This window comes from Massilia sp. SYSU DXS3249 (assembly GCF_053668055.1).
Genome location: NZ_JBSIPX010000003.1, coordinates 213,128 through 227,923, shown reverse-complemented (window position 1 = coordinate 227,923; position 14,796 = coordinate 213,128). Strand labels below are relative to the sequence as shown.

13 protein-coding genes are annotated in these 14,796 nt (G+C 65.5%); 7 read left to right on the top strand and 6 right to left on the bottom strand.

Annotated features, from left to right (window positions below):
- The first annotated feature begins 34 nt into the window (after positions 1-34).
- From ACWCIA_RS05315 to ACWCIA_RS05300, 4 genes are all read left to right on the top strand, one after another.
- Positions 35-2,134, top strand: coding sequence for a DUF885 domain-containing protein (locus ACWCIA_RS05315; RefSeq protein ID WP_454161549.1), 2,100 nt, complete (start codon positions 35-37; stop codon positions 2,132-2,134).
- Positions 2,135-2,260: 126 nt separating this feature from the next.
- Positions 2,261-3,862, top strand: coding sequence for a glutamate--cysteine ligase (gene gshA / locus ACWCIA_RS05310; protein WP_454161548.1), 1,602 nt, complete (start codon positions 2,261-2,263; stop codon positions 3,860-3,862).
- A 23-nt stretch (positions 3,863-3,885) separates the two neighbouring features.
- Entirely contained in the window at positions 3,886-4,932 is a 1,047-nt protein-coding gene (locus ACWCIA_RS05305; RefSeq protein ID WP_454161547.1) for a histone deacetylase family protein, read from the top strand.
- A gap of 9 nt (positions 4,933-4,941) precedes the next feature.
- Entirely contained in the window at positions 4,942-5,409 is a 468-nt protein-coding gene (locus ACWCIA_RS05300) for a GNAT family N-acetyltransferase (protein ID WP_454161546.1), read from the top strand.
- Between the two features lie 5 nt (positions 5,410-5,414).
- On the opposite strand, the gene ACWCIA_RS05295 is transcribed toward ACWCIA_RS05300, so the two are convergent.
- From ACWCIA_RS05295 to ACWCIA_RS05285, 3 genes are all read right to left on the bottom strand, one after another.
- On the bottom strand, positions 5,415-6,500 hold the full coding sequence (locus ACWCIA_RS05295; protein ID WP_454161545.1) for a hypothetical protein: 1,086 nt from the start codon (positions 6,498-6,500) through the stop codon (positions 5,415-5,417).
- Between the two features lie 190 nt (positions 6,501-6,690).
- The gene (locus ACWCIA_RS05290; RefSeq protein ID WP_454161544.1) at positions 6,691-7,128 is read right to left on the bottom strand and encodes an FKBP-type peptidyl-prolyl cis-trans isomerase; all 438 of its coding nucleotides are present in this window, start codon (positions 7,126-7,128) and stop codon (positions 6,691-6,693) included.
- Positions 7,129-7,234: 106 nt separating this feature from the next.
- Positions 7,235-9,112: a potassium transporter Kup gene (locus ACWCIA_RS05285; RefSeq protein WP_454161543.1), complete on the bottom strand. Its 1,878-nt coding sequence runs from the start codon at positions 9,110-9,112 to the stop codon at positions 7,235-7,237.
- A 234-nt stretch (positions 9,113-9,346) separates the two neighbouring features.
- On the opposite strand from ACWCIA_RS05285, the gene rarD reads away from it, so the two are divergent.
- The 3 genes from rarD to ACWCIA_RS05270 all read left to right on the top strand — a co-directional run bounded on the left by rarD (position 9,347) and on the right by ACWCIA_RS05270 (position 12,804).
- Complete coding sequence (gene rarD, locus ACWCIA_RS05280; protein ID WP_454161542.1) at positions 9,347-10,255, top strand: EamA family transporter RarD; 909 nt, start codon at positions 9,347-9,349, stop codon at positions 10,253-10,255.
- A gap of 96 nt (positions 10,256-10,351) precedes the next feature.
- On the top strand, positions 10,352-12,019 hold the full coding sequence (gene ettA / locus ACWCIA_RS05275) for an energy-dependent translational throttle protein EttA (protein WP_454161541.1): 1,668 nt from the start codon (positions 10,352-10,354) through the stop codon (positions 12,017-12,019).
- A 206-nt stretch (positions 12,020-12,225) separates the two neighbouring features.
- Positions 12,226-12,804 (top strand): REP-associated tyrosine transposase, encoded by a 579-nt coding sequence (locus tag ACWCIA_RS05270; protein WP_454161540.1) that lies wholly within the window; start codon positions 12,226-12,228, stop codon positions 12,802-12,804.
- 89 nt (positions 12,805-12,893) lie between these two features.
- On the opposite strand, the gene ACWCIA_RS05265 is transcribed toward ACWCIA_RS05270, so the two are convergent.
- From ACWCIA_RS05265 to ACWCIA_RS05255, 3 genes are all read right to left on the bottom strand, one after another.
- A complete protein-coding gene (locus tag ACWCIA_RS05265; protein WP_454161539.1) occupies positions 12,894-13,472 on the bottom strand; it encodes a porin family protein in 579 nt (192 codons plus the stop codon).
- Positions 13,473-13,655: 183 nt separating this feature from the next.
- Entirely contained in the window at positions 13,656-14,252 is a 597-nt protein-coding gene (locus ACWCIA_RS05260) for an alpha-ketoglutarate-dependent dioxygenase AlkB family protein (RefSeq protein WP_454161538.1), read from the bottom strand.
- Between the two features lie 66 nt (positions 14,253-14,318).
- On the bottom strand, positions 14,319-14,681 hold the full coding sequence (locus ACWCIA_RS05255) for a hypothetical protein (RefSeq protein WP_454161537.1): 363 nt from the start codon (positions 14,679-14,681) through the stop codon (positions 14,319-14,321).
- Positions 14,682-14,796 lie beyond the last annotated feature (115 nt).

Genomic DNA, 14,796 nt, shown 5'->3' with positions numbered 1-14,796 from the left:
GCTACAATGCCCATTCGCCCACCTCCCCTTTCCGATGCGACGCCTACTCGCCTTCCTCGTCCTCGCCACCGCCCTCTCGCACGGCCACGCCCGCGGTGTGCCCAGCCAGGCGGCGGCCCTGTTCGAGCGCGACTGGCAATGGCAGCTGCAGACCGACCCCGAATACGCCACCACGCTCGGCGACCGGCGCCATAACGCCCGCCTGTCGGACGTTTCTCCCGCCGCCGGCCGTGCCGCGCGCCTGCGCGCAAAATCCATGCTGGCCGAAGCGCGCGCCGTCGACCGCGAGGCCCTGGAGCCGCAGGAGCGGCTCTCGCTCGACCTGTTCATCTTCGACAAGGAGCGCGAGCTCGCCCTGCTTGCCTTCCACCCCTTCGACCCGCAGCCGCTGACGGCCTGGGACGGCCTGCACGTGCGCCTGCCGCGGCTGGTGGCGCAGATGCCCTTCGCCACCGAGGAAGACTACCGCAACTACATCGCGCGCCTGCAGGCGCTGCCGGCCCACGTCGACGGCCTGATCGAGACCATGCGCGAAGGCATGCGCACCGGCTGGACGGCGCCGAAGGCGAGCGTACGTACCGTTCCCGAGCTGCTGCGCGCGCTGCGCAAAGGCCTGCCCGAGGGCCCGCTGGCGGCGCCGCTGCGGCGCATGCCTGCCACGCTGGAAGAGAAATTGCGCGAGGAACTGGTCAAGGCCGGCGAGACCGCCTTGGCGCAGGAAGTCGCGCCGGCCCTGCGCAAGCTCGAAGAGTTTGTCCGCACAGAGTACCTGCCGGCGGCGCGCGAAGCCCCGGGTGCATCCGGCCTGCCGGGCGGTGCCGGCTACTACGCTTTCCTCGCTCGCAACGCCACCGGCACCGAGCTGACGCCCGCCGAACTGCACGCGCTCGGCTTGCGGGAAGTGGCGCGCATCCGCGCCGCGATGACGGCGGCCATCCGGCGCACGGGCTTCCGGGGCACGCTGCCGCAATTTCTCGCCTTTGCGCGCAGCGACCCGCGCCTGTTCCCGCGCGACGCCGAGTCGCTGCTGGCCCGCTACCGCCGCGTCATCGAACGCGCCAGCCTGCGCCTGCCGGAGTTGTTCGGCACCATCCCGGTCGAGGAGATCGGCGTCAAGCGGCTCGGCCAGGCGGGCGCGGCCGGCCAGGTGGCCGCCTATTACGAAGCCGGTACGCCCCAGCGCAGCGCCGCGCTGGTCGTCAATACCGAGCGCCTCGACACCCAGCCCCTGTGGGAAGTCGAAACGCTGGCCCTGCACGAAGCCCTGCCCGGGCACCACTTGCAAGTGGCGCGCGCCAAGGCGCTGCGCGAGCTGCCGGCGTTTCGCCGCCACTACTGGAACGACGCCTTTGGCGAAGGCTGGGCCACCTATGCCGAGAGCCTGGGACCGGAACTGGGCTTGTTCCGCGATCCGTTTTCGCGCTTCGGCTACCTGAACGACGACATGTTCCGCGCCGCGCGGCTGGTGGTCGACACCGGCATCCACGCGCTCGGCTGGTCGCGCGCCCAGGCGATCGACTACCTGAACGCGCACACCGCCAACGCCCCGCTCGACAACGAGATCGAGGTCGACCGCTACATTGCCCAGCCGGCGCAGGCGCTGAGCTACAAGGCCGGCCAATTGCGCCTGCAGGCGCTGCGCGAGCGGGCGCAGAACGCGCTCGGCGCGCGCTTCGACCCCCGCCGCTTCCACGATGCGCTGCTGGGCAACGGCGCGCTGCCGCTGCCGCTGCTCGAGCGCGAAATGGCGCGCTGGCTGGCGGCGCAACTGGCGCCGCCGCCTACCGACAAAAACGGCACGCCCGCCGAGCCGGCGCCAGCCGGGACGGTCAACGGCGCGCCCGGCAAACCGGCCGTTGTTCCTGCCATCCCGGCGGACAAGGCGCCGGCCAGGGAGGCGGCCCCTGTCCCTTCCGCAGCGCCCGCCAAGCCATCCGCGCCGGTACCGGCCAAGCCGCCTGCTGCGGCACCAGTGGCACCGGCAGCGACGCGAGCTCCGTCCCCGGCCGCGACGCCGGCCAGTCCCGCAGGCAAGCCGCCCGCCGCCGGCAAGGTGCCGGGCGAAGGCGGTATCGCGCTGCCGCCCGCGCCCGTCCTCCACGTTGCCGAGCCCCTTTCCCCGGCGCTCGACTGAGGCCGGGTCCGGCGTCCCGGGCGGCCTGGGCGAACCCGGCGGAAATTGACCGGCCGCCGACGCGCCGCCGCATTTTCGGTTACTCTCTGCACCAATTGATAGAGCAGTATAAGAAAGGAAACACCCGTGTCGAACCAACTGACCCGCCGCCTCGCCCTGCTGGACGACGACGCGCACCGCGGCCTGCTCGGCCAGGGCCTGCGCGGCATCGAACGCGAAACCCTGCGCATCGACCGCCAGGGACGGCTCGCGCGCACGCCTCATCCGGTCCAGCTCGGCTCGGCGCTGACCCATCCGCAAATCACGACCGACTACGCCGAGGCGCTGCTCGAATTCATCACGCCGGCCGAGCACGACATCGGCCTGGCCCTGCACCGCCTCGATGCGATCCACCGCTTCGCCTATGCCAAGCTGGGCGACGAGATGCTGTGGAGCGAATCGATGCCGGGCGAATTGCCGCCGGAAGAGGACATCGAGATCGCCTGGTACGGCAAATCGAACATCGGCATGCTCAAGCACGTGTACCGCCGCGGCCTGGCCCTGCGCTACGGCAAGGCGATGCAGTGCATCGCCGGCATCCACTACAACTATTCGCTGCCAGAACAGCTGTGGCAGGTATTACGCGAGCACGAAGGCGTGCCCGAAGAGCGCCGCAATGCGCTGCGCGACTTCCAGTCCGAGAGTTATATCGCCGCGATCCGCAACTTCCGCCGCTACAGCTGGCTGCTGATGTACCTGTTCGGCGCCTCCCCGGCGCTGACCACCAGCTTCCTGCGCGGCCGCCCGCACCAGCTCGAAACCTTGTCCGAGGACACCCTGTACCTGCCGTATGCGACCAGCCTGCGCATGAGCGACCTGGGCTACCAGAACGACGCCCAGTCGGGCCTGCGCCCGCACGAGAACAGCCTGGAAAGCTATGTAACGAGCCTGATGGACGCCGTCAACCGCCCTTACGAGCCGTATGCCGCGATCGGCACCAAGAAGGACGGCGAATGGATCCAGCTGTCGACCAACGTGCTGCAGATCGAGAACGAATACTATTCGACGATCCGCCCGAAGCGCGTCATCCGTACCGGCGAGCGCCCGGTGCAGGCGCTGTGCAACCGCGGCGTCCAGTACATCGAGGTGCGCTGCCTCGACGTCGACCCGTTCGAGCCGATCGGCATCGCCATCGAGACCGGCCGCTTCCTCGACGCCTTTTTACTGTTCTGCGCGCTCGACGAGAGCCCGCTGCTGAGTGCGGCCGAAGGGCAGATCCACGCCCGCAATTTCGCGCGCACCGTAAAGGAAGGCCGCCGTCCGGGCCTGACGCTGACCCGCGACGGCGAGGAAGTCCTGCTGCAGACCTGGGCCGACGAGCTGCTCGAACGCATCCGGCCGCTGGCGCGCCTGCTCGACGAGGAGCACAACGAATCCGGCGTGCACGAAGCGGCGCTGGCCCAGCAAAAGGCGAAGGTCGCCGATCCGTCGAAAACGCCGTCCGCGCGCGTGCTGGAAGAGGTGCGCGCACTCGGTTCGGCCGCCGCCTTCGGCCTGCGCCAGAGCGAGCTGCACGCGGCCTGGTTCCGCGAAAGCCCGCTGATGCCGGCCGAGGAAGCGGCCTTTGCCGAACAGGCGGCCGCTTCGCTGGCCGAACAGGCCATCATCGAGGGTGCGGATAACGTCGGCTTCGACGATTTCGTGGCTGCGTACAACAGCAGTACACTGTGCGGTAACCACGCAAGCTAAGTTCAGCACACCACGGGACGCCTTTGCTCACTTTTTATAACGAACACCATGCCCAGCATCGCGGACGGCTCGAATGCTTCCGCGGCGAGATGGTGCCCTGTCATGAAAAGCCCGAGCGGGCCGACCTGGTGCTGGCCGAACTGCAGCGCCGCAACCTGGGCGAGATCGTCACCCCGCACCGCGCGCCGCTGGTGTCGCTAGAACGCATCCACACGCCGCGCTACCTGCACTTCCTGCGCAGTGCCTGGAGCGACTGGCTGGCGCTCGACCCGGCCAACGCAAACAAGGATGCGCTGCCCTCGGTATGGCCGATCCGTACCCTGCGCGACGACGTCGAGCCCGACAACTTCGCTGCGCGCCTGGGCCTGTACTCGATGGACAGCGGCACGCCGCTGACGGCCGGCACCTGGAACGCGGCCAGGACCGGCGCCGACTGCGCCATCAATGCGGCGCACGCGCTGCGCCTGGGCCAGCGCGGCAGCTTCGCCCTGACCCGCCCGCCGGGCCACCATGCCGGTGCCGATTTCTTTGGCGGCTACTGCTTCCTGAACAACGCCGCGCTGGCGGCCCAGCACCTGCTCGACGACGGCATCAAACGCGTCGCCATCCTCGACATCGACTACCACCACGGCAACGGCACCCAAAGCATTTTTTATGGGCGCAGCGACGTGCTGTTCGTCTCGATCCACGGCGATCCGCGCACCGAATACCCGTTCTACCTCGGCCACGCCGACGAAACCGGCGCCGGCGAGGGCATCGGCTACAACATGAACCTGCCGCTGCCGCGCGGCGCGGGCGCCCCGCACTGGTTCGCGGCGCTGGAAACGGCCTGCCTCAAGCTGGGCGCCTACGCACCCGAGGCGCTGGTGGTCTCGCTCGGCGTCGACGCCTATGCCGGCGACCCGATCTCCGGCTTTACCCTGCAAAGCAGCGACTTCCTGCGCATCGGCGAGCGCATTGCCTGGCTCGGCTTGCCGACCGCCTTCGTGTTCGAGGGCGGTTATGCGGTGGCGGAGGTCGGTATCAACACGGTCAACGTGCTCGAAGGCTTCGAGACAGCGGCCGAATAACTCTATCCCATGCAAACAACCCCTTCGATCGAATGGCAATGGTGCAGTTTCGCGGACCTGACCGGTGCGCAACTGTACGAAGTGCTGGCCCAGCGCCAGCAAGTGTTCATCCTGGAGCAGACCTGTCTGTATCCCGACATCGATGGCTACGACCTCGACGCTTACCACCTGCTCGGCTGGCGCGACATCGGCGGGCGGCGCGTGCTGGTGGCCTACCTGCGCTGCCTGGCGCCGGGCGCGAAATACGCGGAGATGTCGCTCGGCCGGGTGCTGACCACGAACGACGCGCGCGGCAGCGGCGCCGGGCGCGAGCTGCTGGCGCATGGCATCCAGTACGCCGAACAGCTGCACCCGGGCCACCGCATCCGCATCGGTGCCCAGCAATACCTGGAAGCCTTTTATCAGAGCTTCGGTTTCGAGACCGTCTCCGCGCCCTATGACGAAGACGGGATCATGCACATCGACATGCTGCGCTAGGCGCGCTAAAAGAAAATAAACACGCGCGCCCTGCGCCGTGCCTTGCGCCGTGCCACCAGCGCCGTCCACAATCCGGCCAGGCCGCTCAGCCAGAGCGCGGCCGGCTGCGGTTCGGGGATGGCGGGAATCGGGTCGAGCCGCACGGCCCGGCAGTCGCCCAGGGCGGTGCAGGCGTAGGCGGCAATCTGCCCGGCATCGTTAATGCCGACCGCGTCCAGCAGGGTCCAGACGCCGGGGCGGTCGACCAGCAGGTTAAGGTCGAACATGGTCCCTTCGCGGTAGAGGAAGGCACTCGAAAAATCGATGCCGGGCACGTCGTCCGCATAGGTCGACAGCCCCACCACCATGCCGGCCTCGTTCAGGCCGCGCCCCAGGGTCAGGGCGCCGCCGAGCGAGCCGATGTCGCGCATGACGCCGTCGCTGTACAGGAAGGCGTGCTCGATGTCGTCGTCGATGAAGCTGGTGCCGGCAATCTGCCCGGCGTCGTTGATGGCGGCCGCCGAGCTCGACGGGCCGCCGAGCGTGCCGAGGTCGCGCATGACGCCGTCGCGATAGAGAAAGGCGCGAAAAGCGGAAAAGTCGGCCAGGAAGGACGAACCGACCACGTCGCCCGCCGCGTTGATGTCGGTGGCGCGCGCCGAATTCGAGCCGAGGCTGCCGATGTCGCGGGCCACGCCATCGGTATACAGGAAGGCGTGGTCCTCTCCCGCCGCATCGACCCAGGTGCCGGCCACCTGCCCGCGCTCGTTGACGCCGGTGCCGCTGCTGGCGACGCCGAGCTGGCCGATGTCGCGCAACGCCCCGCTGCGGTAGAGAAACGCGTGGCTGCTGCCGTCAGGCCGGGCGGCGCTGCCCGTCACGAAGCCGTTGTCGCTCAGGGCCAGGGCGGTGCTCGACTCGCCGCCCAGGGTGCCGATGTCGAGGATGGCGCTGCCGTCCCAGACAAAGGCGCGCCCGGCGAGCTCGCCGGCGATGCGGCCGGCGTTGTCGATCGCGGACGGCGCCGAGTTTTCCGGGCCGAACACGATGGTGTAGGTGGGCTGGGCCAGCGCCGGCGCGTGCAGGCAGGCCAGCAGGAGCGGGACCGGCAACCAGGGAGCCCGCAGCCAGCGGCGCAGGCTCACCCAGCTGAATAGTTTCCGGGAAAAACTGTCCGCAAATAAACGTATGCGCAGCGACATGGACGGCCTCGGGGTCGTTAGCAGAACCACAAGCATGTCGAAAAGACAGCGCCAAGGTCTGCGCCATCTCAGTTGTGCGCGGAATCGTCCCTCGAAACGTTTATTCGACCCGCAGCAGCTGCACGTCGAACACGAGTCCGGCGTCCGGCGGAATCGCGCCGGCGCCGCTGCGGCCATAGGCCAGGTTGGCCGGAATGTGCAGGGTGCGCTTGCCGCCGACCTGCATGCCAACCAGGCCCTGGTCCCAGCCGGCGATCACGGCGCTCTGGCCGAGCGGGAAGCTGATGGTGCCGCTGTCGAACTGCATGCCCTTGTTGGCGGGCGCGCTGGTGCTGTACAGCCAGCCTGTGTAGGCGACCGTGAGGCGCTTGCCGGCGATGGCGGTGGCGCCGGTACCGACGGCATGGTCGGTGATGATCAGGGAAGCCGGGCTGGCGACGGCCACGTTCGATGGGTTGTCGTCGCTCCCGCCGCCGCAGGCGGACAGGCTCAGTACGGCCGCGCAGGCGGCGGCGAGGAAGGTCAGTTTCATGTGCATCGGTAAATCCTGAAAGCGGATGGGTAAGGTATATGCATGCCGGGCAGCAACGAACCTTACAGGATCGCGGCTGCCCGAAGTGTCCGCTTTTTGTACGGCTTTTGTATCAGATCTCGACTTGCGTACCGAGCTCGATGACGCGGTTGCTGGGGATCTGGTAGTAGTCGGCGGCGCCGCGCGCGTTGCGCGACATGGTCACGAACAGGTGCTCGCGCCATGGGGCCATGCCGCCGCCCGGCGCCGAGATCACGGTCTGGCGCGCGATAAAGAACGAGGTTTCCATCATCTCGAAGGGCAGGCCGAGGGTGGCGCAATGCGCCATGATGCCCGGGATGTCGGGCTCGTCCTTGAAACCGTAGCGGATGTTCAGCTGGTAGCAGTTGTGGCCCAGTTCCACCACCTGCGCCTGCTCTTCCGGCGCCACCCAGGGTTCTTCCAGGATGTGCACCGTCAGGAACACCACGCGCTCGTGCAGCACCTTGTTGTGCAGCAGGTTGTGCAGCAGCGCATGCGGCACGCCATCGGTCTCGCCACGCAGGAAGATGGCAGTGCCGGGCACGCGCATCGGCGGTCCCACGAACAGCGACTGCAGGAAGGCGTCGAGCGGAATGGCGTGTTTTTCGAGGTTCTCGAACACCAGTTCGCGGCCGCGCTTCCAGGTCAGCATGCCGGTCAGCAGCACCGAGCCCAGCAGCAGCGGGAACCAGCCGCCATGGAACAGTTTTAATGAAGTCGACGCGAACAGCATGATGTCGATCACGAGGAAAAAGCCGGTGGCGCCAATGCACACGGGCAGCGGCAGGCGCCAGCGGTAGCGGGTGACGAAGAAGGTCAGGATCGTCGTGGCCATCATGGTCGCGGTGACGGCGATGCCGTAGGCGCCGGCCAACTCCTCCGAGGAACCGAAGCCGATCACGGCAATGAGGACGATGACCAATTGCAGCCAGTTCACGGCCGGAATATAGATCTGGCCGATTTCGCTTTCCGAGGTGTGCAGGATGCGCATGCGCGGCAGCAGTCCCAGGGCAATGGCCTGCTTGGTCATCGAATAGGTGCCGGAAATCGTCGCCTGCGAGGCGATCACGGCGGCCATGGTCGACAGGATCACCAGCGGAATGACGCTCCAGGTGCCGAGCTGGTGGAAGAAGGGGTTCTCGACCGCGGTCGGGTCGGCGATCAGGAGGCCGCCCTGGCCCAGGTAGTTCAGCGTCAGCGCGGGGAAGGCGATCATGAACCAGGCCATGCGGATCGGCCGCTTGCCGAAGTGGCCCATGTCCGCGTATAGCGCCTCGGCGCCGGTAATGGCGAGCACGACGGCGCCGAGGGCGACAAAGGCCAGCAGTTTGTTGTCCAGCATGAAGTGCAGCGCATGATAGGGATTGAGCGCGTTCAGGATGATCGGCGTCTGCACGATGTTGACGATGCCCATCGCCGCCAGGCTGATGAACCAGACCAGCATCACCGGCCCGAAGAAGCGGCCGATGCCGGCCGTGCCATGGCGCTGCACGCTGTACAGGGCGACCAGCACGACGATGGTGAGCGGCACCACGTAATGGCTCATGCCGGGCGCGGCCACTTCCAGCCCTTCGATTGCGCCCAGCACCGAGATGGCGGGCGTGATCACGCTGTCGCCGTAGAACATCGTGGTGCCGAGCACGCCGATGACGAGCAGCGGGAAATGCCAGCGCGAGTGGCGCGTGACGGAATTGAGAGCCAGCGCCATCAGGGCCATGATGCCGCCCTCCCCCCGGTTGTCGGCGCGCAGCACCAGCGTCACGTACTTGAGCGAGACGATGATCGTCAGGCTCCAAAAAATCAGGGAAATGATGCCCAGGATGTTGGGCGTGGTCAGCGGCAGCCCGTGCTCGGGGTCGAAGATGGCGCGTAATGTATAGAGAGGACTGGTGCCGATGTCGCCGTACACGATACCGACCGCGGACAGGGTCAGCGCCGCGATGCTGCTTTTCTTATTTTCGGACGTCAAGATTGCACCATTCTTCTGTTCTGGTGCGCCGCACCATAAAAGATCGACAAGTAAATTGCAAGCAGATTTAGCGCGTCGAACAAAACCTCTGGAGCAAGACGCTGCAACGCAGCGATACAGGTTTTACGAGGCGCTCTTCGTCAGGCATGATACACCTGTGCAAAATTGGCCCGCGCCAGCAGCGCCCTGCCATATCGGGGATAATGCTGTCCCTCCCATCTGTAACGTTTCCCCATGCGTACCGGCATCCTTTCCGCCGCCCTGGCCTTCCTGTGCTGGGGCCTGTTTCCCCTTTATTTCCACGCCGTGCGCGAAGTGCCGTCGCTGCAGATCCTGGCGCACCGCATGCTGTGGTCGCTCGCCTTCCTGCTGCTCGTACTGGCCTGGCGGCGCCAGTGGAGCTGGCTCGAGCAGGTGCGCAAGCCGCGCGTGTTCTGGAGTTTTGTTGCCTCGGCTTTCCTCCTGAGCGCGAACTGGCTGGCCTACATCTGGGCGGTGAACAACGGCCATGTGATCGAGGCCAGCCTCGGCTATTTCATCAATCCGCTGGTCAATATCATGCTGGGCTACCTGATCCTGAAGGAACGCCTGCGCCCGCTGCAATGGGCCGCGATCGCGCTGGCCGCGCTGGGCGTGTGCTGGCTGACCTGGCAGACCGGCACGGTGCCGTGGATCGCCCTGTTCCTGGCCGCTTCGTTCGGCGCCTACGGCTTGCTGCGCAAGACGGCCGCGCTCGGCGCACTGGAGGGCTTGTCCTTCGAAACCATGGTGCTGTTCCCGGTTGCGGCGGTCTATGTCGGCTGGCTGACGCTGCATGGCCAGAACGCTTTCCTGAACACCGAGTCGGATGCGACGCGCTGGCTGCTGATGGCATCCGGCCCGATCACGGCCATCCCCTTGCTGCTGTTTGCCAGCGGCGCGCGCCAGATCCCCTTGTCGATCCTCGGACTGCTGCAATACCTGGCGCCGACGATCCAGTTCCTGCTCGGCGTGCTGCTGTTCAAGGAAGCGTTCACAAGCGACCGCCTGGTGGGTTTCGCGCTGATCTGGACCGCGCTGCTACTGTTTGCCGGCGAAGGCCTGGTACGCCACCGCCGGGCCGAAACGGCCGCGCCGGCGGCGCAGCCGACAGTTTCGCGCTGAGTTGGTGATGAGTGCGTGATTAGTGCGTGATAAGGGGTGCCCCCGGGCGCCCTTCTATCGTATCCTGTGCACCTTGATTTTCTACAGAGTTAAAGAATGGCCAATTACGTCTATACCATGAACCGCGTGGGCAAAATCGTCCCGCCGAAACGCCAGATCCTCAAGGATATTTCGCTGTCGTTCTTCCCGGGCGCGAAGATCGGCGTGCTGGGCCTGAACGGCTCCGGCAAGTCGACCCTTTTAAAGATCATGGCGGGCATCGATACCGACATCCAGGGCGAAGCGCGTCCGATGCCGGGCCTGAACATCGGCTACCTGCCGCAGGAACCGCAGCTCGACCCGGAAAAGACCGTGCGCCAGGAAGTCGAATCGGGCCTGGGCGAAGCCTTCGAGGCGCAAGCCAAGCTCGAAGCCGTGTATGCCGCCTATGCCGACGAAGACGCGGACTTCGATGCGCTGGCCAAAGAGCAGGAGCGCCTGGAAGCGATCATCTCGTCCTCGGACGGCGGCAACCTGAACCTGCAGCTGGAAATGGCCGCCGACGCGCTGCGCCTGCCGCCGTGGGATGCAAAGATTGCCGTCCTGTCGGGTGGTGAGAAGCGCCGCGTCGCGCTGTGCAAGCTGCTGCTGAGCAAGCCGGACATGCTGCTGCTCGACGAACCGACTAACCACCTGGACGCCGAATCGGTCGAGTGGCTGGAACAGTTCCTGCTGCGCTTCCCGGGCACCGTGGTCGGCATCACCCACGACCGCTACTTCCTCGACAACGCCGCCGAATGGATCCTGGAACTGGACCGCGGTTCGGGCATTCCATGGAAAGGCAACTACTCGTCCTGGCTCGACCAGAAGCAGGCGCGCCTGCAGCAGGAAGAGGCGACCGAATCGGCGCGCCAGAAAGCGCTGGCCAAGGAACTCGAATGGGCGCGTCAGAATCCGAAGGCGCGGCAAGCCAAGTCGAAGGCCCGCCTGGCCCGCTTCAACGAGCTGAGCGAATTCGAATACCAGAAGCGCAACGAAACCCAGGAGATTTTCATTCCTGTGGCCGAACGCCTGGGCAACGAAGTCATCGAGTTCAAGAACGTCTCGAAAGCCTTTGGCGACCGCCTGCTGATCGACAACCTGTCCTTCACGGTCCCGCCGGGCGCGATCGTCGGCATCATCGGCCCGAACGGCGCCGGTAAATCGACTCTCTTCAAGATGATTGCCGGCAAGGAACAGCCGGACAGTGGCGAAGTCGTGATTGGCAAAACAGCGAAAGTGTCGCTGGTCGACCAGCACCGCGACGAGCTGGCCAACAACAAGAGCGTGTTCGAGGACGTCACCGGCGGCGCCGACATGCTCAGCGTCGGCCGCTTCGAGATGCCTTCGCGCGCCTACCTGGGCCGCTTCAACTTCAAAGGTTCGGATCAGCAAAAGATTGTCGGCAACCTGTCGGGTGGCGAACGCGGCCGCCTGCACCTGGCGAAGACCCTGCTGCAAGGCGGCAACGTCCTGCTGCTGGACGAACCGTCGAACGACCTCGACGTGGAAACCCTGCGCGCGCTGGAAGACGCGTTACTCGAATTCGCCGGCAGCGTGATGGTGATCTCGCACGATCGCTGGTTCCTCGACCGCATTGCGACGCACATCCTCGCGTTCGAGGGCAATTCGCAAGTGACCTTCTTCGACGGTAACTACCAGGAATACGAAGCCGACAAGAAGAAGCGCCTCGGCGAAGAAGGCGCCAAGCCGAAGCGCATCCGCTACAAGCCGCTGACGACCTGATCGTTCATTCGCGACAGCCACTCCCTGCGGGGAGTCCGACGCCTGGCCTAGCCAGGCGTTTGTTTTTCTGCAATTGATTTTCGCGCGGAAATGGAACGGGGTTGTGCAACGGTCGTGTGTAGAATCGTTCGCTGATGAGGCTTGGAACCTGTCCCAGTAGCGAGGGGGAGGTTTTTAGTTCCCGCTTCCCATTTGCGCCAATCGGCATGGCGACCATCCTCGATTGGCACACTTTGCCCATGACTGACTACCGCGACAACCGGGTTCCTGGTGGAACCTTCTTCTTCACGGTTCGGCTGTTGGACCGTGGCTCTACCCTGTTGACCGACCATATTTCCGCGTTTGGCGAGGCGATCCGGCAAGCGCGCGTCCGTAAACCCTTCCATGTCGACGGGTGGGTGGTGCTGCCCGACCACGCCCACGCGATGTGGACCCTGCCGCCGGGCGACCACGACTGCTCGAGCCGCTGGCGCGCGGTGAAAATCGCGTTTTCGAAAGCCCTGCGCAAGTCGCTCGTGGCCGCGAGCCCGGACGGCGCCATCTGGGAACGCCAGTACCAGGAGTTCCGGGTGTCGAGCGACGCCGAATATGCCGCGCTGATCGACTACATGCACACCAACCCGGTGCGCCATGGCCTGTGCCCCGCCGCCTGCGACTGGCCTTGGTCCTCGGTGCACCGGTTTATTTCGTCCGGTTTTACGGCGCGCGAGACGCAGACGCCGCAGGTGTTGCCGCCCTGGGCGATGCGGCGGTCGCCAGGGATGGGAGCCGCGCCGCCTTTGTAGGGTGGGCACTTGTGCCCATCCTACGTTATCCGCGTTTGATCAAAACAAAAAGGGCCCGCAGGCCCTTTTTGTTTTCGTTACGTACCGGCTTAGAAGTTGTACTTCGCGCCGATGGTGAGCACGTCCGGCTTGGCGCCGAAGTCGGCTTTCTTGCCGTAGCGCTCGTACTCGGCGATCAGCGACACTTGCTGGTTCAGCGCGTGCTGCACGCCGATACCGGCGTAGACGCCGTTGTCGCTCACTTTACGGGCGAGGCCGGCGGTGCTGGCGGTCATTTCGCGCTTGGTGTGGGCCACGCCCAGCTTGCCGTAGACGGCGGTCTGCTCGTTGATCGGCATGGTGGCCTTGCCGGCGACGTAGGCGCCGTAGCCATCGGCCTCGGCCACGCCAGGCGCGCCGTTCACGGTGTAGTTGGCGCGCGACTTGCGGAAGTCGGTGTAGCCGGCTTCGACGCCGAAGGTCTGGTCGACTTCCACGCCACCGAACAGTTTGCCCGATCCCTTCCAGCCGCTGCTGTTGACGTTGCTGGCGCCCGAAATGCGGTAGTCGCTTTCGACGGTCGACACGCCGGCGCCGACGTAGGCGCGTGGTGCGGTGGTGGTCGTGGTCTGGGCTTGGGCTGCCATGGCGGCGCTACCGGCGATCAGTGCAAAGATGAGCTTTTTCATACGAGTATCCTTTATGACAATGTTGGACTGGCTCGCGATGCATAGTGAATCGCGATGGAGCCAAGATAGCACTGTCAAATCGCTACGTCCGTCCGTATTCCGTAAGAAATGTAAGCCAATGTAACATAACTGACCTATTGTTCAGTTATTTTTAACGGCAGAACACGCCACGATACCGTCGAATTAAACGATGTACCTGAAAGTCAGGTTGATGCGGCTGCCGAGTGGCCTCGTCGATTTGTTGATGCCGTGGAGCCAGTTTTGCTGGGTGGCGCCGCCCATCAGCAGCAGGCCGCCATCGGTGAGCGGCAGCCGGACGGTATGTTTTTCGCGCTTGTGTTTCAGGATGAAAGTGCGGGTCGCGCCGAAGCTGAGCGAGGCGATCACCGGATCGGGGCCGAGTTCCGGCTCGTCGTCGCTGTGCATGCCCATGCTGTCGCGCTCGTCGCGATACAGGTTGAGGAGCATGCTGTTGAAACGCGTCTGGCAGGCGGCCTCGACGGCGGTACGGATGGTCAGCAGCAACGGCGTCCAGGGCAGCGGGTCGAGGCGCAGGCCGGAATAGGTATAGCTGGCGTCGCCATACCAGGCGCTCAGGCGCGGTTGCAGGTGGCGCTTGCCGAAGACAACAACGGTTTCGGCACGCCAGGGCGTCTCGGCCAGCAGGCGCTCGAACACCTCTTCGTTCGGCCAGGGCAGCGGCAACTGGGCTTGCCAGGCGAGTTCGCCGTCAGGCAGGGGAATGGGCAGCAGGGTGCCGGAAGAGTCGAACAGGTCCACAGCGGCGATTCATGCAAGCGTGGCAAACGGACATTCTTGCATGAACCGGGGATGCTTGGCGCTAACTCAGGCGTAGGCCTCGGCCATGGTCATCACGCGCGGCGTGACCGTGACGCCCAGGTTGGCGAACAGGCTGTCGATCGCGGCCAGGTTGGCGCTGCACTCTTCCGGCTTCCAGCCTTTGAAGAGGTCGGTGCCGTCTTTCTCGAAATGCAGGTCGAGCACGCGGCCGCTGTCGCGGTGGGTGTAGTTCTTCTGGTAGGTGCCCTTGAAGCCGAGTTCGGCCAGCGCGGCCAGCACGGCCTGCGGCGGATTGTCCGGATCGGTCGCCAGGTAGACCCCGAAGGTTTTACCGGGCGGCTTGGCCGCCACGTCCACTTCGTAAATGCCGGGCGCTTTCGTGATCGCGGTACTCTTCAAAAACAACATGTTGCCTCCTACGCAGCAAGCTGGCCGGGCGCGACGCGCACCTGTCACCGTCACTGACGAATTCCACAGGAGAGCTTATTGCCGTTCGGGAACTTTGTCGATTCCTAGATGGTTA